General features: G+C 49.0%; 17 protein-coding genes and 2 pseudogenes. 3 read left to right on the forward strand and 16 right to left on the reverse strand.

From position 1 onward, the window contains the following. Nucleotides 1-2 precede the first annotated feature (2 nt). Genes ACX3YF_RS29815 through ACX3YF_RS29825 form a run of 3 tightly spaced genes read left to right on the forward strand, consistent with a single transcriptional unit; the run spans nt 3 to nt 2,354 of the window. Entirely contained in the window at nt 3-1,289 is a 1,287-nt protein-coding gene (locus tag ACX3YF_RS29815) for an NAD(P)/FAD-dependent oxidoreductase (RefSeq protein ID WP_458974760.1), read from the forward strand. Then, nucleotides 1,286-1,702 (forward strand): GtrA family protein, encoded by a 417-nt coding sequence (locus ACX3YF_RS29820; RefSeq protein WP_458974761.1) that lies wholly within the window; start codon nt 1,286-1,288, stop codon nt 1,700-1,702. The genes ACX3YF_RS29815 and ACX3YF_RS29820 overlap by 4 nt, the downstream gene beginning before the upstream one ends. Further along, the gene (locus ACX3YF_RS29825) at nt 1,692-2,354 is read left to right on the forward strand and encodes a class I SAM-dependent methyltransferase (RefSeq protein ID WP_458974762.1); all 663 of its coding nucleotides are present in this window, start codon (nt 1,692-1,694) and stop codon (nt 2,352-2,354) included. Before ACX3YF_RS29820 ends, ACX3YF_RS29825 begins: the two co-directional genes overlap by 11 nt. 214 nt (nt 2,355-2,568) lie before the next feature. Here the strand turns inward: ACX3YF_RS29825 and tnpC (ACX3YF_RS29830) are convergent. The 16 genes and pseudogenes from tnpC (ACX3YF_RS29830) to ACX3YF_RS29905 form a co-directional block, all read right to left on the reverse strand. Continuing rightward, nucleotides 2,569-3,240 (reverse strand): annotated as a pseudogene (gene tnpC, locus ACX3YF_RS29830) (IS66 family transposase); the annotation flags it as partial. Nucleotides 3,241-3,286: 46 nt separating this feature from the next. Continuing rightward, nucleotides 3,287-4,819 (reverse strand): IS66 family transposase, encoded by a 1,533-nt coding sequence (gene tnpC, locus ACX3YF_RS29835; RefSeq protein ID WP_130211648.1) that lies wholly within the window; start codon nt 4,817-4,819, stop codon nt 3,287-3,289. An 18-nt stretch (nt 4,820-4,837) separates the two neighbouring features. Next, the gene (gene tnpB / locus ACX3YF_RS29840) at nt 4,838-5,197 is read right to left on the reverse strand and encodes an IS66 family insertion sequence element accessory protein TnpB (RefSeq protein ID WP_019412232.1); all 360 of its coding nucleotides are present in this window, start codon (nt 5,195-5,197) and stop codon (nt 4,838-4,840) included. 87 nt (nt 5,198-5,284) lie between these two features. After that, a pseudogene (gene tnpC / locus ACX3YF_RS29845) lies at nt 5,285-6,172 on the reverse strand (IS66 family transposase); the annotation flags it as partial. Nucleotides 6,173-6,190: 18 nt separating this feature from the next. Next, the gene (gene tnpB / locus ACX3YF_RS29850; RefSeq protein ID WP_019412232.1) at nt 6,191-6,550 is read right to left on the reverse strand and encodes an IS66 family insertion sequence element accessory protein TnpB; all 360 of its coding nucleotides are present in this window, start codon (nt 6,548-6,550) and stop codon (nt 6,191-6,193) included. Nucleotides 6,551-6,631: 81 nt separating this feature from the next. Further along, nucleotides 6,632-6,760, reverse strand: coding sequence for an IS66 family insertion sequence element accessory protein TnpB (gene tnpB / locus ACX3YF_RS29855; RefSeq protein ID WP_330219841.1), 129 nt, complete (start codon nt 6,758-6,760; stop codon nt 6,632-6,634). Nucleotides 6,761-6,920: 160 nt separating this feature from the next. Then, nucleotides 6,921-8,453 (reverse strand): IS66 family transposase, encoded by a 1,533-nt coding sequence (tnpC, locus tag ACX3YF_RS29860; protein ID WP_130211648.1) that lies wholly within the window; start codon nt 8,451-8,453, stop codon nt 6,921-6,923. Nucleotides 8,454-8,471: 18 nt separating this feature from the next. Next, entirely contained in the window at nt 8,472-8,831 is a 360-nt protein-coding gene (tnpB, locus tag ACX3YF_RS29865; RefSeq protein WP_019412232.1) for an IS66 family insertion sequence element accessory protein TnpB, read from the reverse strand. A gap of 373 nt (nt 8,832-9,204) precedes the next feature. After that, on the reverse strand, nt 9,205-12,639 hold the full coding sequence (locus tag ACX3YF_RS29870; protein ID WP_458974763.1) for a glycosyltransferase: 3,435 nt from the start codon (nt 12,637-12,639) through the stop codon (nt 9,205-9,207). Continuing rightward, nucleotides 12,632-13,984, reverse strand: coding sequence for an ABC transporter ATP-binding protein (locus ACX3YF_RS29875; protein WP_458974764.1), 1,353 nt, complete (start codon nt 13,982-13,984; stop codon nt 12,632-12,634). The genes ACX3YF_RS29870 and ACX3YF_RS29875 overlap by 8 nt, the downstream gene beginning before the upstream one ends. Beyond that, on the reverse strand, nt 13,974-14,792 hold the full coding sequence (locus ACX3YF_RS29880) for an ABC transporter permease (protein WP_458974765.1): 819 nt from the start codon (nt 14,790-14,792) through the stop codon (nt 13,974-13,976). Before ACX3YF_RS29880 ends, ACX3YF_RS29875 begins: the two co-directional genes overlap by 11 nt. Further along, a complete protein-coding gene (locus ACX3YF_RS29885) occupies nt 14,792-14,989 on the reverse strand; it encodes a hypothetical protein (RefSeq protein WP_458974766.1) in 198 nt (65 codons plus the stop codon). Before ACX3YF_RS29885 ends, ACX3YF_RS29880 begins: the two co-directional genes overlap by 1 nt. Before the next feature lie 105 nt (nt 14,990-15,094). Then, the gene (locus tag ACX3YF_RS29890) at nt 15,095-16,153 is read right to left on the reverse strand and encodes an acyltransferase family protein (protein ID WP_458974767.1); all 1,059 of its coding nucleotides are present in this window, start codon (nt 16,151-16,153) and stop codon (nt 15,095-15,097) included. Between the two features lie 317 nt (nt 16,154-16,470). Next, on the reverse strand, nt 16,471-17,493 hold the full coding sequence (locus ACX3YF_RS29895) for an MraY family glycosyltransferase (protein ID WP_458974768.1): 1,023 nt from the start codon (nt 17,491-17,493) through the stop codon (nt 16,471-16,473). After that, nucleotides 17,490-18,452 carry a UDP-glucose 4-epimerase family protein gene (locus ACX3YF_RS29900; protein WP_458974769.1) on the reverse strand — a complete coding sequence of 321 codons (963 nt, stop codon included), beginning with the start codon at nt 18,450-18,452 and terminating at the stop codon, nt 17,490-17,492. Before ACX3YF_RS29900 ends, ACX3YF_RS29895 begins: the two co-directional genes overlap by 4 nt. Further along, the gene (locus ACX3YF_RS29905; protein ID WP_458974770.1) at nt 18,449-19,372 is read right to left on the reverse strand and encodes a glycosyltransferase; all 924 of its coding nucleotides are present in this window, start codon (nt 19,370-19,372) and stop codon (nt 18,449-18,451) included. Before ACX3YF_RS29905 ends, ACX3YF_RS29900 begins: the two co-directional genes overlap by 4 nt. Nucleotides 19,373-19,403: the final 31 nt, after the last annotated feature.

Consider the following 19,403-nt stretch of genomic DNA (forward strand, 5'->3'; position numbering starts at 1 on the left):
TAATGGGACAGCGTATTGCCGTACTAGGTGCAGGGCCCATGGGATTAGCAGTTGCATATCAACTTGCTCGAGATGGTCACATCCCTGTTTTGCTTGAAGCGGATGATCGTATTGGCGGGATGACAGCTTCATTCGATTTCTCAGGAATGAGCATCGAACGTTATTACCACTTTCACTGCACGTCGGACCGCGAGTTCCTAAAAGTACTAGATGAACTAAACTTAGCGCAGAGGATGCGATGGGTTGAAACAAAAATGGGCTATTGGTACCAAAATAATCTACAGCCATGGGGCAATCCTGTAGCGCTCATCAAATTTCGTGGGCTGAGCATGCTCGCTAAAATCCGCTATGGAGTTTTTGCGTTTCTTTGCACCAAACGTAACGACTGGAAGCCTCTCGACTCAGTTGAAGCCACAGGATGGATCCGTCGGTGGGTAGGAGCCGAGGCCTGGGAGGTACTTTGGCGCCGTTTGTTCGACTACAAATTTTATGAGTACAGTAGTAACTTATCTGCTGCTTGGATCTGGAGCCGAATTCGTCGTATCGGGCGCTCCCGCTATAACTTGTTCAAGGAAAAGCTTGGTTATCTGGAAGGTGGCTCCCAAACACTTCTCGACGCAATGAAAAATGACATATTAGCTAACGGCGGCGAAGTAAGGCTTAGCTCTGCAGTCGAACAAGTAGTAATCGAAAACGGTGTCGTGAAAGGCTTGAAAGTCGCCGGGGAGCTTTTAAAATTTGACAAGGTTATCAGCACGGTTCCGTTGCCGTACGTGCCAAAATTGATCCCAGACCTTCCAAGCGAAATTTTGAGCAAATTCAGCTCTTTAAAAAATATTGCTGTTGTGTGCGTAATTGTAAAACTAAAAAAAGCACTGACGGAAAACTTTTGGCTTAACACTAATGATCCAGAAATGGATATTCCAGGTCTTGTCGAATACAGTAATTTACGCCCGCTAGACAACCATATTATCTATATCCCATTCTATCTCCCTGGTGAACATCCGAAATTTTCCGATTCTGATGACGTATTTTTTGATAAGGTTCGTCGTTATTTAAAAAGAATCAATCGTGACTTGTCGGACGAAGACTTCCTCGATCTGCGAGCCAGCCGATACAGGTACGCACAACCTATATGCGACCCGGATTACTTGAGTAAGTTGCCACCCGTATCGCTACCTATCGAAGGCCTATGGGTCGCAGATACCTCATATTATTATCCTGAAGATCGAGGGATTTCCGAAAGTATCGGTTTCGGTAGGAATATGGCCCGAGAGGCGTCTGAATGATAAAGTATATTTTTACAAAACAGTTCATCGGCTTCTTGGCGGTCGGTGGGCTTGCTGCATTTTTACATTGGCTCGCGCGAATAATCATAAGCCTTTGGCTGCCTTTCTCGCTTGCCATCGTGCTTGCTTACATTGTGGGCATGGTCACTGCGTTTTTGCTGAATAGAATATTCGTCTTTAAAAAATCGGAAAAAACATTGGCTGAACAAGCGAGAGGCTTTGTTTTGATCAATCTACTATTCTTTCCGGTCGTTTGGTATGCGGCAATAACAATAGATGATGGGTTGCGCACCCTTGGATTTGCTTTCCATACAGAGGAAATTTCTCATGCAATTGCGGTAGCGCTGCCCATGATTGTTACTTTCCTATTCTACAAACTAATTGCCTTCCGGGATGTACCAAATGAGCAATGAAAACCTATCAGAACTTTATCGAATCCGCTTTACCGAAGAAGAACTCCCAAGAAAAAATGCAATATGGAAAGTCATTTGCGGAAGTTTTATTCAAAAGTACGTTAAGAGCACTGATACAGTTGTCGACGTAGCTTGCGGATACGGAGAGTTCTTAAATAATATCAAGGCGAAAAGAAAAATTGCGGTCGATTTAAACCCAGACGCGAAATCTTTTTTAAGCCCTGAAATCGAGTTCAATTTGTGCAAGGCCACTGAACTGAGCTCGTTAATAAAGAACACAGCAGATGTAGTTTTTACGTCAAATTTCCTTGAGCACCTGCCTGACAAACGTACGCTGGATGAGTTCCTGGATGAAGTGAAGCTCGCTCTCAAGCCTGGCGGCAAGTACATCATACTTGGACCAAATTTGCGTTATTTACCAGGTCAATACTGGGACTTCTATGACCACCATTTGGGTCTCACTCACCTCTCACTCAGTGAGGCACTACAACTAAAAGGCTTTAAAATCACTACATGTATCGATAAATTTTTGCCATTTACAACTCAGGGGGCTCTCCCGACACATCCATTATTGGTTAAAATCTACTTGTCTTTTCCATTTGCATGGAAATTACTGGGCAAACAATTTTATATCGTCGCAGAAAAAATTTAACCCCCCCTACTAAAAGATGGCTTCAAGATTGAAATCATCTTTTAGTAGCTCCCCCACTGATGGGCCCTTAATAAGATCGAACAAGAGAACAGAGACAACTATCAACGAGACCTCCTTACCCAGATAGATTCTGAGGTACTTAAAAACCTAGGGAATCTCCGAACAAGTCGTAAGCGCTCCATGAACCCCACCTATTCAAAAATAGGCGGCGCGCTTAGCAAGGCGATGCGAGCGAGCAGTTCCAAGGCAGCAAGGCCTCAAAGTCTTCTACCCTCGAGGCTTGTGGCAGGCGCTCAAGTGCATGGCGCAGCCACGCATAGGGCTCTTGGCCGTTGGCTTTAGCCGTCTCGACCAAACTGTAAAGTTGAGCGCTGGCTGTCGCGCCTTTGGGCGTGTCGCTGAACAGCCAGTTCTTGCGCCCGACAACGAAGGGCCTGATCGCACGCTCTGCCGCATTGTTGTCGATCGGCAAGTAACCGGCTTCGGTGTAGCGCACCAACTTGATCCAGTTGCTGGCCAGGTAGCTGATGGCTTTGCCCAGTGCATTCTGCGCCGTCACTTGTGGCTGGGTTTTCTCCAGCCATGTGTGCAACTGCGCCAACACCGGCAGGCTGTTTTGCTGTCGGCTTTCGTGGCGATGTTCATCGCCGGCTTCTTTTAAATCTCGCTCGATACCGTACAGCTTGTTGATCAGATTCAGCGCGATATCGGCGCGCCCGGTTTTGCCTTTAGGCTGCACCTTTTGCGCCTCGACAAACTTGCGCCGCGCATGTGCCCAACAGCCTAAACGTTCGACACCGGATTGCGCGCCCAAGGCGTTATAACCAGCGTAATCATCGGTCATCAGGTAGCCGCGATAACCTTCAAGCAGGCGCGACGGAACTTCCGTAAGCGCTCCATGAACCCCACCTATTCAAAAATAGGCGGCGCGCTTAGCAAGGCGATGCGAGCGAGCAGTTCCAAGGCAGCAAGGCCTCAAAGTCTTCTACCCTCGAGGCTTGTGGCAGGCGCTCAAGTGCATGGCGCAGCCACGCATAGGGCTCTTGGCCGTTGGCTTTAGCCGTCTCGACCAAACTGTAAAGTTGAGCGCTGGCTGTCGCGCCTTTGGGCGTGTCGCTGAACAGCCAGTTCTTGCGCCCGACAACGAAGGGCCTGATCGCACGCTCTGCCGCATTGTTGTCGATCGGCAAGTAACCGGCTTCGGTGTAGCGCACCAACTTGATCCAGTTGCTGGCCAGGTAGCTGATGGCTTTGCCCAGTGCATTCTGCGCCGTCACTTGTGGCTGGGTTTTCTCCAGCCATGTGTGCAACTGCGCCAACACCGGCAGGCTGTTTTGCTGTCGGCTTTCGTGGCGATGTTCATCGCCGGCTTCTTTTAAATCTCGCTCGATACCGTACAGCTTGTTGATCAGATTCAGCGCGATATCGGCGCGCCCGGTTTTGCCTTTAGGCTGCACCTTTTGCGCCTCGACAAACTTGCGCCGCGCATGTGCCCAACAGCCTAAACGTTCGACACCGGATTGCGCGCCCAAGGCGTTATAACCAGCGTAATCATCGGTCATCAGGTAGCCGCGATAACCTTCAAGCAGGCGCGACGGAACTTCCTGCGCCCGGCTGGTCGAGTAGTCAAACAAGATAACGGGCTGATCCGGCGGCCCGCCGGTTTGCACCCACATCCAGGATTGGCTGGTTGGCTCTCGATCTGGCTCTTTCATTACCTGGACACGCGTTTCGTCGCAATGGATGACGCGACTTTCCAGCAGTCGATCCCGCATTAAATTCAGCAAGGGTTGCAGGTGTTCGCCGCACTGGATCACCCAGCGCGCCAAGGTTTGGCGTGGAATATCGACGCCGTGGCGACCGAGGACTTTTTCGAAGCGGTGCAGTGGCAGGCCATCGACGTATTTGGTCGTCAGCAACATCGCCAACACACTGGGGCTGGCCATGCTCTTTTCGATCAGTTGCGCCGGCTTGTCGGCGGTAACCGGTGCGGTTTCGCAATCGCGGCAACCGTAGACCTTGCGCACATGTTTGATCACGCGGATTTGCATCGGCACGATATCGAGCTGCTCGCTGATTTCCTCGCCAATGGCGTGCTTGCGGCAACCGCAGGCGCAGGTCAGCTCGTGCTCGGGCAGTTCGTGAATGACTTCGATACGCGGAAGATCGGCGGGCAGAGGCTTGCGTTTGCCCCGTCGCCTGGACGGCGCGACGGCCTCTTCTTCAACCGCTTCGTCGACCGTCTCGGCGACGCTTTCAGCTTCGTTGAACAAGGCCATTTGCGGGGTCGAAGGATCGGCTGTCTGCTCTGACTTGCGCCCGAAAAGGCGCTGACGCAGCAGTGCGTTTTCTTCTTCGAGATGAACGATCTTGCCCTTATCCGACTCCCGCTCACTCAGCATTTGCTCAAGCAGCTGCTTGAGCAAAACAGGGTCGTCAGGAAGGTCTTTGGGCATGGAAATCATGCCCTGGATTATACCGAATCAGGCGACGAATCGAGGCGTCAAAACTTGATGCGGACGGTTGCGCCACAAATCAAAACCGTCCAATAACCAGTTGAGTTCTTGAACCGTCAGCACGATGGCTTCATCCGAACAATCCGGCGATGTTTTGAAGCGCTCGGATTCCAGGCGCTTTAGCCAAAGGCAAAAGCCGTTGCGCTCCCAATACAAAATCTTCACTCGGTTGCGAGGCTTGTTGAGAAAGACGAAAAGCACCGGATCAAACACCGCGACTTTGATGTCCAGTTCGACCAGAGCGGCGAGGCCATCGATGGATTTTCGGAAGTCGACAGGCTTGGGATAGAGATAGACTTTTTCGACTTTTGCGTCGGGACGCATCATGAGGTGCTGGCTCCGTAAAGGAATCGGGAGCACAGCATCGGGGATCAGGTGACGGCTTTGAATGTGGGGTTTATGGAGCGCTTACTAACCTTCAAGCAGGCGCGACGGAACTTCCTGCGCCCGGCTGGTCGAGTAGTCAAACAAGATAACGGGCTGATCCGGCGGCCCGCCGGTTTGCACCCACATCCAGGATTGGCTGGTTGGCTCTCGATCTGGCTCTTTCATTACCTGGACACGCGTTTCGTCGCAATGGATGACGCGACTTTCCAGCAGTCGATCCCGCATTAAATTCAGCAAGGGTTGCAGGTGTTCGCCGCACTGGATCACCCAGCGCGCCAAGGTTTGGCGTGGAATATCGACGCCGTGGCGACCGAGGACTTTTTCGAAGCGGTGCAGTGGCAGGCCATCGACGTATTTGGTCGTCAGCAACATCGCCAACACACTGGGGCTGGCCATGCTCTTTTCGATCAGTTGCGCCGGCTTGTCGGCGGTAACCGGTGCGGTTTCGCAATCGCGGCAACCGTAGACCTTGCGCACATGTTTGATCACGCGGATTTGCATCGGCACGATATCGAGCTGCTCGCTGATTTCCTCGCCAATGGCGTGCTTGCGGCAACCGCAGGCGCAGGTCAGCTCGTGCTCGGGCAGTTCGTGAATGACTTCGATACGCGGAAGATCGGCGGGCAGAGGCTTGCGTTTGCCCCGTCGCCTGGACGGCGCGACGGCCTCTTCTTCAACCGCTTCGTCGACCGTCTCGGCGACGCTTTCAGCTTCGTTGAACAAGGCCATTTGCGGGGTCGAAGGATCGGCTGTCTGCTCTGACTTGCGCCCGAAAAGGCGCTGACGCAGCAGTGCGTTTTCTTCTTCGAGATGAACGATCTTGCCCTTATCCGACTCCCGCTCACTCAGCATTTGCTCAAGCAGCTGCTTGAGCAAAACAGGGTCGTCAGGAAGGTCTTTGGGCATGGAAATCATGCCCTGGATTATACCGAATCAGGCGACGAATCGAGGCGTCAAAACTTGATGCGGACGGTTGCGCCACAAATCAAAACCGTCCAATAACCAGTTGAGTTCTTGAACCGTCAGCACGATGGCTTCATCCGAACAATCCGGCGATGTTTTGAAGCGCTCGGATTCCAGGCGCTTTAGCCAAAGGCAAAAGCCGTTGCGCTCCCAATACAAAATCTTCACTCGGTTGCGAGGCTTGTTGAGAAAGACGAAAAGCACCGGATCAAACACCGCGACTTTGATGTCCAGTTCGACCAGAGCGGCGAGGCCATCGATGGATTTTCGGAAGTCGACAGGCTTGGGATAGAGATAGACTTTTTCGACTTTTGCGTCGGGACGCATCATGAGGTGCTGGCTCCGTAAAGGAATCGGGAGCACAGCATCGGGGATCAGGTGACGGCTTTGAATGTGGGGTTTATGGAGCGCTTACGGATCAAACACCGCGACTTTGATGTCCAGTTCGACCAGAGCGGCGAGGCCATCGATGGATTTTCGAAAGTCGACAGGCTTGGGATAGAGATAGACTTTTTCGACTTTTGCGTCGGGACGCATCATGAGGTGCTGGCTCCGTAAAGGAATCGGGAGCACAGCATCGGGGATCAGGTGACGGCTTTGAATGTGGGGTTTATGGAGCGCTTACAAATGACCTCCGCGCCAGCATGATTTAATTGTAAGCGCTCCATGAACCCCACCTATTCAAAAATAGGCGGCGCGCTTAGCAAGGCGATGCGAGCGAGCAGTTCCAAGGCAGCAAGGCCTCAAAGTCTTCTACCCTCGAGGCTTGTGGCAGGCGCTCAAGTGCATGGCGCAGCCACGCATAGGGCTCTTGGCCGTTGGCTTTAGCCGTCTCGACCAAACTGTAAAGTTGAGCGCTGGCTGTCGCGCCTTTGGGCGTGTCGCTGAACAGCCAGTTCTTGCGCCCGACAACGAAGGGCCTGATCGCACGCTCTGCCGCATTGTTGTCGATCGGCAAGTAACCGGCTTCGGTGTAGCGCACCAACTTGATCCAGTTGCTGGCCAGGTAGCTGATGGCTTTGCCCAGTGCATTCTGCGCCGTCACTTGTGGCTGGGTTTTCTCCAGCCATGTGTGCAACTGCGCCAACACCGGCAGGCTGTTTTGCTGTCGGCTTTCGTGGCGATGTTCATCGCCGGCTTCTTTTAAATCTCGCTCGATACCGTACAGCTTGTTGATCAGATTCAGCGCGATATCGGCGCGCCCGGTTTTGCCTTTAGGCTGCACCTTTTGCGCCTCGACAAACTTGCGCCGCGCATGTGCCCAACAGCCTAAACGTTCGACACCGGATTGCGCGCCCAAGGCGTTATAACCAGCGTAATCATCGGTCATCAGGTAGCCGCGATAACCTTCAAGCAGGCGCGACGGAACTTCCTGCGCCCGGCTGGTCGAGTAGTCAAACAAGATAACGGGCTGATCCGGCGGCCCGCCGGTTTGCACCCACATCCAGGATTGGCTGGTTGGCTCTCGATCTGGCTCTTTCATTACCTGGACACGCGTTTCGTCGCAATGGATGACGCGACTTTCCAGCAGTCGATCCCGCATTAAATTCAGCAAGGGTTGCAGGTGTTCGCCGCACTGGATCACCCAGCGCGCCAAGGTTTGGCGTGGAATATCGACGCCGTGGCGACCGAGGACTTTTTCGAAGCGGTGCAGTGGCAGGCCATCGACGTATTTGGTCGTCAGCAACATCGCCAACACACTGGGGCTGGCCATGCTCTTTTCGATCAGTTGCGCCGGCTTGTCGGCGGTAACCGGTGCGGTTTCGCAATCGCGGCAACCGTAGACCTTGCGCACATGTTTGATCACGCGGATTTGCATCGGCACGATATCGAGCTGCTCGCTGATTTCCTCGCCAATGGCGTGCTTGCGGCAACCGCAGGCGCAGGTCAGCTCGTGCTCGGGCAGTTCGTGAATGACTTCGATACGCGGAAGATCGGCGGGCAGAGGCTTGCGTTTGCCCCGTCGCCTGGACGGCGCGACGGCCTCTTCTTCAACCGCTTCGTCGACCGTCTCGGCGACGCTTTCAGCTTCGTTGAACAAGGCCATTTGCGGGGTCGAAGGATCGGCTGTCTGCTCTGACTTGCGCCCGAAAAGGCGCTGACGCAGCAGTGCGTTTTCTTCTTCGAGATGAACGATCTTGCCCTTATCCGACTCCCGCTCACTCAGCATTTGCTCAAGCAGCTGCTTGAGCAAAACAGGGTCGTCAGGAAGGTCTTTGGGCATGGAAATCATGCCCTGGATTATACCGAATCAGGCGACGAATCGAGGCGTCAAAACTTGATGCGGACGGTTGCGCCACAAATCAAAACCGTCCAATAACCAGTTGAGTTCTTGAACCGTCAGCACGATGGCTTCATCCGAACAATCCGGCGATGTTTTGAAGCGCTCGGATTCCAGGCGCTTTAGCCAAAGGCAAAAGCCGTTGCGCTCCCAATACAAAATCTTCACTCGGTTGCGAGGCTTGTTGAGAAAGACGAAAAGCACCGGATCAAACACCGCGACTTTGATGTCCAGTTCGACCAGAGCGGCGAGGCCATCGATGGATTTTCGGAAGTCGACAGGCTTGGGATAGAGATAGACTTTTTCGACTTTTGCGTCGGGACGCATCATGAGGTGCTGGCTCCGTAAAGGAATCGGGAGCACAGCATCGGGGATCAGGTGACGGCTTTGAATGTGGGGTTTATGGAGCGCTTACATTTAATTACCCCCCCACCTCACGTGCTGTTTGTTTGGATAAGTGGGGTTTATGGATCAGTTACGATTAACCCACTTGTAATTTTCTTATAATTATTATTTAAAAATTTATGCCGACAAAAAATTATTTTTTAGTATAAGACGTTTATTAGGTTTTGGTATCTAATCAATAGACCAGAAGACTCAATGCGGAGAAATTGAATCGATCGCTCTTGTCACGATCGATCCAGTCTCTGCTAAATATACATACTATCGATGCAATCATTGCATCTGAAAAAACAAGAACTCCTTACTTATCGCACTTCACCACTTTGGCAATCCGCGCGTTTGCACTCTGAGCAGCTAAATTGTAAGCCCTGTGCAATAGTGCGTGCCGATCGGCACGAACATTAGATGTTGCAGGTGTTCTAAATATTGAAGTTGTTTTATCAACATAGCGGAAGTTTGCTTCATACCCATAGCGCAGCCACAGGTTCCAATCTTCAAGTTGGTCTAGATTGAGATCAAACCCGCCCCAGCGCTGATAAAGTTCTTTCTTGAAGATGATAGACTGAATCGGAATGAAATTATGGTGTTGCAAGACACTATAATCCCAAGCCTGACGAAAAATCGGAGGCGTATAGAACACTTTTTCCACATAAAAACTTTTATCCTCATTAACTTCGGTTGCAACTTCAAAAGCCAAGCTGTACGCAGCATCCAACGAAGGCTCAGAAACCAGGCATTGCATTAGCGTTTCAATATGGTCGGAAAACAACAAATCGTCGTCATCCAAAAACATATAATACTGCCCATTGGCGATGGCCATAGCAGCGTTACCTACGCCAGAGCGGCCAATTTTTTCATTCGCTAGAAATCTTACAGAAACCGTAGATGGAGCCAACATTGTTGCCGATTCAACCAGATGCTGCTGAGCGTTGCCGCCGTCTTCTGCGACTAGAAGCTCAATATTAGGATAAGTCTGATTGAAAACACTTTGCATGGCCTGCTTCAAAAACATTCCACGCCCTTGATAAGTCCGCATGATTACTGTCACTTGGGGCATTACTCTCGAAGGAGAGAAAGGCTCTGCCCTCCAAAAAGCTCCTTCTCTTATGAGCTCATAGTCAAAACCGCGAAATGGAAATTTTGCAGAAGCAGGGCCTTTCCCCTTTAAAAAGTGCGGGGCATTTTTTAACAATTTCGGGATATTCTTAAGCAGCATCCTTTTTGAACCACGAAATTGAGACCGATAAACAAAAAGAATCGAATACAACGCGAACGCCATAAAACGGTCGCTAGCAGAACCGTAGCGTAACCGAATATAAGAATTCCCAAGAACGCTTCCAGCGAACTGAAGAGGCTTAACCTCACCGGCCTGTTCATAAGTATGGTGAAGTACAGTGGCTCTTGGTAGATACTTCAGCGTATAACCGAAAGAACGCAATCTATAAGAAAGCTCTACATCTTCACCATACATGAAAATGGCATGGTCATAACCTCCACATTGCACATAGGCCTCTCTCCTGAGCAGGACGCAGGCATGCGATGACCAACTTGTTTCAAGCGTAACTGGATCGTAATATTTAGGGTGCTCATAAGGTAGCTGCCGGAATTCCCAACTCGCCGCGGAAGTACCAGCGTCGTTCACAGCAGCTGTAATTGCCTTTAGAATCGAATCGGGTAAAAACTCTAGATCCAAATTTGCGATCAAACAGAAATCAGATTTGCCAGCTCTAATAGCACGATCGTGCCCGGCACCGAAACCGTAATTGCCTTGTTGAATTACTTCAGCACTCGCAAAACGATTACCTTGCTCGCTAATATACTGCTGAAACAAATACACAGTATTATCTACCGAGCCATGATCAACCACTTTAAAATGAATTTTCGAAAGCGGATATTGTTGCCGAGCTAACGACTCTAGAAAACCTTCGACCCATCGTGAACTATTATAAGACACGACCGAAATATCAATTTCTGGAAAAGCAACTAGCGTGCTGTGCGAGTTAGCATGCACACTTCCAGAAAAACGATTACCGGACAAGTCATTCAAAGACTGAATGTTATCACTCGAAAACGTTTTATCCTGAATAGCCCGTATAAACTTCATTCTTTTATATGTATAGAACGACCAAATTGTTCTCAGGAATGAGACTCTTAGATATAAAGCACGCGCATACCCCTTTAATAAAACTTTATCTCGACGTAAAATCGCACGAGCCACATTTGTTAGTCTGGTAGCTTGACGAACGATACTACGTAATGGCAGTGTAATCCTCCACCACTTGCTACTTAAAACTTCATCCAAGTCCGCCTGAAGCTTGTCGATCTTTTCCATCTGAACATGAACAGCATTAACCATGATATCAGAGCGAAGTACATAGGATTGCAATGTAGGATCAGATAAAATCGTCTTCAAAGCGATAAGTGATTCAAGCGGTGGCACAGCACACAATTGTTCCGTTGAAAAAACCACATTAAAGCGGCTAATACCACATGCGAGCGATGCTCGCCGAATAAAAGCATTACGTTCTTCGACACTTGCAAAGTGTCCGTCATGGAACTGACTGGCATACCCGCTTGGCACCATAACGCGCCACGTAGTGTTTGTGGCAACGGACGAAAATAAATCAAATTGATTTTCAGTTACTTCAGGAATCCCCGTACCTGTCAACTCGACAAGTGGTGTACCACGGGAGCAGTCAAACTGCTCGATAAACTTACTCAGCGCAAAGGTGCAGACTTCTTCTGGATTCGAAACATATGACCAGTAGCGAGTACCTAACGATCCAGCGACGAAAGATTCCAGCTGACCTGCGCAGTAATTGCTGACTTTGAATGGACCTTCCACAATACCTAATGCTGTCTCCGGAAGAATCAGCTCAATTTTGCTTTGGCTCTCAAGATCCAATAACCTTCTCACCAAATTTAATGTTTCAACGGTATCAACATCTTCCGGAAACACTAAAGAAACAGACACACCTTTCATTTCGCTGAAACCGAGCTGTTTTTTCGAAATGTTATCGTCAGGTATATAAGCGCGGACAAACTGATAGACATCACAATTCGGGTCTAAAATGCCTTTTAAGCGCCTAAAATCCCGACCAATCCCACTATCTCGATTTAGGACTATTGAGGGATGTTCAAAAAACTGCTCACTGAACTCGAGGTAATAATCGTCGACGGCTACTTGCTTCCAGCCATTTCTCTGGGTAACTTCAGCAAGATTCTTTTCTGTATACACAACAGTATGTGTTTTATCCAACAGCCCAGTATCAAGATAGTCAAAATCACCGGCTAGCAATTTGACGGAAACATCAATATGCGATGAATTAGGTACCGACAATATAAGAGCGATTTCCTGTTCGCTATTGAAAGACTCTTTAATCCGGCTCAACAGTTGACAGTCATAACTCAGGTGTTCAATCACATCCAGCATTGATATCGTGACGACCTGATAGCCATCGCACAGTGTTTTCAGTTGTAAAATAACCGACGCTTGATCAGTCAAATCAAGCTCATAGGCCTCAATACCATTCCCCTTAAGCGTATCAACACTTTGGCTATTCGCATCGAAACCTATGTATCTAGCGCCACCGGCTTCAATTTCTCGAGCTATGGCGGCATACCCACACCCTAAATCTACGTGTATCGCGCCAGCGCGGGAAAACTTTCGCACTAAGTTAACCGCGCAGGCATACACACTCACCGGCTCATAGGTAAAGTTGTACTTTTTATCCATGGGACTGCAACTCGATATCAATCATAGGAATTCCGACTAAGCCCGTCGAAACACTACTACTGTGTGATTTGAAGGCTAATGCGTCGTGTACCCAGCTATGTATAACGTGGTTTTCCTGGGTACCATTTGCAACAGCGACGCCAATCGTGTAATCGCCAGCAGGCATCATCGGCATTCTGAATTTAAAACTCGCGGTCAAATCGGCACCGCCGTCCACTCTGACTGATTCGTCAATATAAGTGAGATACGTGTTATCTCCAAACAGGTGCTGCCCATTCTTGTCTTTAACCAAAAAACCGACAATTGGTTGATCCAATAAAACATCTGCATGTATTTTCACGACGAGAACAACCAGCTCACCGCCGACAAACCACGATATGCCCCCCCCGGACTCACTAGAGAGATATACATCCAGAATGTGCGCGGTACTCAGTCCAAACTTGTCTTCCGTATTGGAGAACCTGAACACTTCCAAGTCGTTTCTAATTACAGAAGCATTAATGAAATCCTGTCGAACGTCACGGAAGTCCTGTTCAACTTGTACGGTTTTAACTTTTGAGTCTGAGCTAGGCCTGTTCGCCCCTGAAGCCGCATAGTATTCAGCCAGGTAGGCCTGACACACTGTCTTTGAGTCACCAAACGCCTTTCGGTCTCCGGCTTGCAGCCACACCGCTCGATCACAGAGGCTCATGACGCTATTAGTATCATGAGTTACGAAAAGAATGGTTCCGCGCTTCTTGAATTCCGCCAAAAAACGCATGCACTTTTGAGTGAAAAATATATCACCTACTGCCAACGCTTCATCGATGATCAAAATATCAGCATCGACATTAGCTATCACCGCAAAGGCCAAACGAACGTACATCCCACTAGAGTAAGATTTAACAGGTTGTTCGATAAATTCACCGATTTCTGCAAATTCGAGAATTGCATCGTACCGAGCATCGATTTCGCTTTTCGTTAAGCCGAGAATTCCTGCGTTCATATAAACGTTTTCACGCCCACTAAACTCAGGATTGAAACCAGATCCTAGCTCAAGCAGAGCAGCAATGCGTCCTACTGTAGTAACACTGCCACTCGTGGGTTGAAGCGTGCCGCAGATCATCTGCAAAAGCGTTGATTTCCCGCTTCCGTTGCGACCAATGATGCCTACTGTCTCCCCGCGCTTGACTTCGAAAGAAACATTTTTGAGCGCCCAGAACTCTCGGAAGTATTGCTTCGCGGAACGTCGTGTTACGCGCTGTAACGGGGGCATCACAAATTGTTTGAGACGATCACGTGGCTGTTCATAAATTTGATAACACTTACTCAAATTCTCGACTTTTATAGATATTTCAGAGGACATCACCAAACCCCTTTCGCGTCTTCTGGAACCATGCGAATCCCAACCATGCAAAAATTGCAGTAATTACTGTATAGCCAGTCAACATGGCGAAGTCAGGAGTAGCCCCCCAATAGAGGGCGCTACGTGTCTGCTCAATGACTGGAGTCAGTGGGTTCAGGTACAAGAGGCCTCGATAGCGCTCTGGAATCGCTGTGACCGGATAGAAAATTGGCGATAGGAACATTAGAGTACTGGTAATAATTCCGATGAACTGAGCGACATCTCGCAGGTACACCCCCAACGATGCCAACGCCCAACTCAACCCCATAATAAACAAGACCAGCGGCAGCAAAATAAATGGTAAATATAGCGCGGTTAAATGGGGCGTACCAAAAAAGACAACATACGCCAATAGCCAAACGCTTAGGCTAATGGCACCGTGAAATAACGCTGAGCCGAGATTAACCCAAGGAAGAACCTCGAGAGGAAAAATAACTTTTTTTACATAGTTTGGATTACTTAGAATCAAACCCGGCGCTCGATTAATACACTCTGCAAACAAACTAAACACCATCAGTCCGGCAAAAAGAATCAATGCAAACTCGGTTTTAGAATCGCTGCCAGTAGCCCAACGAGCCTTGAATACGACACTAAACACAAATGTATAAACGACAAGCATAAATAAGGGGTTGAGAAATGACCAAAGAATCCCCATAAATGATCCACGATAGCGCCCGAGAACGTCTCGTTGAATGAATGACTTTATTAGACTCCTATGACGCCAAAGGCTTTCAACTAATGCTCTCGGAGTGGCTGAAAAATTTTGCATCAAGCAGTTACCTCAGTACCGGGCTGCCAAATGGCAATAACCGACAATTTTAAAACAGCGACAAGACGGGTTAAAATAAAACGATTCATCCCCTGCTTGAAAACAAGCAAAAGAGGACTTGCCACAGAATAAGAATAAATGTGCGCAAATGTCATGTACGTACCTTGACCGAGGCAATCACATCCTGAACCATTCATAAAACATCCTTTGAACCATAAATCCCTCTGCGGCACTTCGCCCTGGCCCAATATCGCACCGCTGTTTTCAACTCTTTCAGTCTGTGGATTTGATATTATATCGCATCAAACCCCACGTACTTCCGAATTTATTTTTTCGTTTACGACCAATCGATCTTTATCTTTAGGCTTGTATTTCAACATTTGCTTTTCAATTAAATGCCAGGAACCGTACCCCAAAATGATTGTTAGAACGATCGTTACCACCAGATATGTACCGTAGGCTATATCCGGAAACTGCAAAAGTACAAATTGCTGCACCGGAAACGCATATATATAAACACCATAGGAGCAGTCACCTACTTTATTGACGAAGATGCCCAGCCAGCTCCTGGACAACCCGTAAGCCAAGACAATGTAGGGCAACGTAACCCACATCAAAAATTTCGAAACACTCGCGTAAGGTGCAAGCAAAATAGTAGCGACTAAAAGAACGACAACTCCGGAAAGACTGAAGAACCGCTCTAGGCCAAATTTTGCGTAACAAGCGCCAATCATGAAATAGACGCCCGTCAAAAATACATTACGAATATCAGTACCGTGTATGACTATCAATGGTGCATCCCTCCAGCACCAGAACACTATCGCTGCAACGAAGCTTGCGGTAACGGCCGCGTAAATCATGCGACCGCCTTTGAAAATAAGTCCTAACACCATAACAACCAAATACATAAAAAATTCGACTGGCAGGCTCCATAGCGATCCATTGACTGCGTTAGGGACTCGCGCGTGTTCCAGCACACCGGGCAAGTAGAATACAGGGCTAAGAATTATATTCTTGAAATAAGAAGAAAATTGTGGGTGAGTGAAGTAGTCCTTTACTGACAGTGTTGTAAAAATAGGGCCAAGCAGAAACATACTTACCAATGTAACGACAATTAACGCCGGAAATATACGCAGTGAACGTTTCATCAAATAATTCGTAACACTAGGATTGAAGTCCCAGCTCTTCACAATCAAATAGCCGCTGATCACGAAGAAAATGTCAATACCCAGGCCGCCGTACGAAGTGAGCCCTAAAAAACTAGCCGGAGTGTTACCGTAAAAAGCAAAGGAGTGCGCATAAAGAACCATCAGTGCGGCTACGAGCCGTAACAAATTCAAATTATTGTCTTTATGCTGCATTTATTTCCACTCCATCGATAATTCAATCAGCACGTGTTCGAATGCATGTGCCAGCAATAAAAGTTGCGAAAAGTCGCTTTCGAGGCCTTACCAAGGGGTCATGCCCACTCTGCACATACGGCGACTGCGGATCATAACATTTTCTATCCGTTACAGGCCGCCCCACCTAATCGGGATGACCTAACCGCTCATCGCCTGTGCCGACCTTCCAGTCCCTCTGCGGAATTGACTTCACCTAGCCAATCAATCGTCACCGAAAGATCACTCAATCCATGTCTTCACGCAGCCTGTTCAGTACCCTAGGCCGCAAGGGCCAATCACCGCGTTTGTTGCTCGCGCACTCCGGCACGGAGCGAAAAGGCGATAATTAGCAGTGGTAAATACGCCACGATCGCCCCTCCGATTGCAGGCACATTGCCTTTGCCAACCACGGTCGCGATGGGAAGCAACCACAAAACATTGATGCCGATGGTTCCCATCACAACCAACTTGTGGCTTCCATATTTGCGAGACGCGTATTGGTAAGCATGGCTTCGATGGGCTTGGTAGATCTTGTCACCATTCATCAGTCGGCGAAGTAGTGTCCAAGTCGCATCAACGATAAAAACGCCGAGGAGGATAAGCCAGCTCCAAAGTAGCTCCGCTGACTCCCAAGTCGCGGCAAGACTTAAGATTCCCAATATCAGCCCGAGAAACCCGCTTCCTGCGTCCCCCATAAAGATGCGCGCAGGAGGAAAATTCCAACACAGAAAACCTGCAACAGCAGCTGATAGCGCCAATGCTATCCACATCAACTCGGTATGCCCGGAGTAGCCGTAAACGACGCAACTTCCAAGGCAAACACATATCGCTTCCGCACTAGCCAGGCCATCTATACCATCCATGAAATTGTAGAGATTTAGCATCCAGACAAGGTAAACCAGTGCCAGCACGGATCCCACGACACCAAGGTCTATCGTCTGGCCACCAAACGTAATGGGTGCCAATCCATCAATCCAGAAAAGAGCCCACGCAGCAGCAGCAAAATGTCCCAACAGGCGCCACCTAGCGGCGATATGACCATGGTCATCAGCAAACCCTATTGCAGCAATCAACACACCGCTGCCGACTAGCGCATACATTAACTCAGCGCTCATCAAACCCAGAGAAGTCAGAACAGGGAGCCCAGCTAAAAAGGCGAAAACTATAGCCAAGCCCCCTCCCCGAGGCGTGGGGATAGAATGCGAGCTGCGTTCATTTGGCACGTCCATAAGGCTCTTGACCAACGCATATCTACGCAAAGTTAGCGTCATCACCCAAGACGCAATAAAAACTGAGACCAACAGTAGCCAAAACATCATTTTTTTTGATTATCCAAATAAAAGCGTGCGGTCTGTAGCATGGCTTTTTCAACCGCTACAGGAGGACTCCATCCCAATATTTCTCGATTTTTTTCTATATCCACTTGCAAAGATCCGCAAACGCGTTGGGCAATAGCTTGTTTACCAAGCACACAGGCTACGTATATCAGTAATCGCCGTGGTACTGGAACTAGATATGGCTTTTTATCCATCGCACGTGCCAGATATCTCAGCAATTCGGTCGTTGAAAGATCCTGGCCATCACTGACCATGAAGGTTTGATCTGCCGCGGCGGGATGCTCGATACATGTGACGATGAGATCAACGAGATTGCCTATTGCAACAAGACTTCGCTTATTTCGGATCGACCCGAACGGTAAGGGTAAGCCCTTGGAAAGCAAATTCATCATACTCAGGAAGTTCGCTTTCACTCCCGGGCCATATACGAGGGGTGGGCGAATGATGACTAGCTCCATACCAGTCTCCTTGCAAAGCCGTTTTAAGCCTTCCTCAGCCTCGTACTTGGACACGCCATAAGGGTCCAAGGGCTTGGGATCGTCGTCAGCCGCAAACGCTTTGCCCCCCTCAGTAGTTTCTCCATTGACTTTGATTGAGCTGATGTAGATGAACCGCTGGACTCCTGACTCAGCGGCGTGGCGAGCCAACGCCAAGGTACCGTCCACGTTAATTTTGCGGAACATCGCGAGTTCATTTGGCTCCGTTCTCTCCATGATATGGACACGGGCGGCTGCGTGTACGAGCACCTGAACATCATTGAATAAGGGCATCTTGCCTGGAGTACTCAGATCCAGTAATACAACGGGGCACAATCCGCTCAAACGCGTAGGGCCACGCACTGCTGCAACGGGTAGAAACTTTCGATCGTGCAGCAATCTAAAAACAACAGCCTCGCCTACGAACCCGCCAGCCCCTGTCACAACTACTTTCGGGGCTTTCATTGAGATTTGTCCCCCAACAATGCGATAGCCCAGCAAACAAAAAAGAAAAAAATCTTATCGCGCGTACGCCGCCGGCACTTCCATGCATCAAATGAAAGCCTGATGAGCTGATGAGGTTCCATGGGTAACCAGCTCTTTACAAACGGATTGCCCGCTTGCCCGACCAAGAGGGCAATCATTCGAACCTGACCGAACCACCAACCATCGCGAATACTCATGAACCGAGTAATTAAAGGGCGCAAGCCTTTGTTGGCACCAACTTGGTTATTACCGTGCTGTCGGTAGTCCATGGAAGGGATCGGGTCTATAAACCACCGATAACCATGGCTGCGAGCCAACGCATAGCAGTACCAGTCGTGCAGGCGGACTTCCTGGAGTTTCTGCCAGTCGGCACGAACCGAATCCTTTAACTTCAATGCAAAGCTTTTATTCAAGACGTATGTGCATCCAGGGCCCGCTGCTTCAAACAGAAAGTCCCAGGTAACCTGAGGTTGAGCTTTGTGCAAAAGATGACTTTTTTTGTCTGGCCAGAAAGCAGTGACATTACTGGAGTAAGCATCAACCTTACGCAGACTGATAGCATCAGTGGCGCGTTGAAGCTTATCTTGATGCCAGACATCATCCTGGTCGGCCAGAGCAATGAAGTCATATGGATCGAAATTGACATCTCGAATCAAGCGAAAGAAATTTCGCGACGCACCGCCAAATTTACCAGCCCAAGGAAGAACGACAACTTGAGGATAGATAGCTGCGTATTTAGCACACCACTCCTCGGTACCATCAGCAGACGGATCAATGCTGATATAGATTTTAACATCAACATTTTTTTGTTCCAGGATTGAGGAAAGTTGTTCCTCTATCCACCTTACTCCGTTGTAAGCAGCCAGTAAAACTGCAACTTTTGGGGTTTTAACCGGCATGCTTTTCCTGCTTGTACTAATTAATTGCTGA

Source organism: Pseudomonas fluorescens group sp. PF-69 (genome assembly GCF_054481235.1).

Coding starts and splice junctions, on each gene's coding strand:
- ACX3YF_RS29820 (WP_458974761.1), top strand. CDS start 1,286: ATGATAAAGTATATTTTTACAAAACAGTTCATCGGCTTCTTGGCGGTC.
- tnpC (WP_130211648.1), bottom strand. CDS start 4,819: ATGATTTCCATGCCCAAAGACCTTCCTGACGACCCTGTTTTGCTCAAG.
- ACX3YF_RS29825 (WP_458974762.1), top strand. CDS start 1,692: ATGAGCAATGAAAACCTATCAGAACTTTATCGAATCCGCTTTACCGAA.
- ACX3YF_RS29870 (WP_458974763.1), bottom strand. CDS start 12,639: ATGGATAAAAAGTACAACTTTACCTATGAGCCGGTGAGTGTGTATGCC.
- ACX3YF_RS29895 (WP_458974768.1), bottom strand. CDS start 17,493: ATGATGTTTTGGCTACTGTTGGTCTCAGTTTTTATTGCGTCTTGGGTG.
- tnpB (WP_019412232.1), bottom strand. CDS start 6,550: ATGATGCGTCCCGACGCAAAAGTCGAAAAAGTCTATCTCTATCCCAAG.
- ACX3YF_RS29815 (WP_458974760.1), top strand. CDS start 3: ATGGGACAGCGTATTGCCGTACTAGGTGCAGGGCCCATGGGATTAGCA.
- ACX3YF_RS29890 (WP_458974767.1), bottom strand. CDS start 16,153: ATGCAGCATAAAGACAATAATTTGAATTTGTTACGGCTCGTAGCCGCA.
- ACX3YF_RS29905 (WP_458974770.1), bottom strand. CDS start 19,372: ATGCCGGTTAAAACCCCAAAAGTTGCAGTTTTACTGGCTGCTTACAAC.
- tnpC (WP_130211648.1), bottom strand. CDS start 8,453: ATGATTTCCATGCCCAAAGACCTTCCTGACGACCCTGTTTTGCTCAAG.
- ACX3YF_RS29885 (WP_458974766.1), bottom strand. CDS start 14,989: ATGAATGGTTCAGGATGTGATTGCCTCGGTCAAGGTACGTACATGACA.
- tnpB (WP_019412232.1), bottom strand. CDS start 8,831: ATGATGCGTCCCGACGCAAAAGTCGAAAAAGTCTATCTCTATCCCAAG.
- ACX3YF_RS29880 (WP_458974765.1), bottom strand. CDS start 14,792: ATGCAAAATTTTTCAGCCACTCCGAGAGCATTAGTTGAAAGCCTTTGG.
- tnpB (WP_330219841.1), bottom strand. CDS start 6,760: ATGATGCGTCCCGACGCAAAAGTCGAAAAAGTCTATCTCTATCCCAAG.
- tnpB (WP_019412232.1), bottom strand. CDS start 5,197: ATGATGCGTCCCGACGCAAAAGTCGAAAAAGTCTATCTCTATCCCAAG.
- ACX3YF_RS29875 (WP_458974764.1), bottom strand. CDS start 13,984: ATGTCCTCTGAAATATCTATAAAAGTCGAGAATTTGAGTAAGTGTTAT.
- ACX3YF_RS29900 (WP_458974769.1), bottom strand. CDS start 18,452: ATGAAAGCCCCGAAAGTAGTTGTGACAGGGGCTGGCGGGTTCGTAGGC.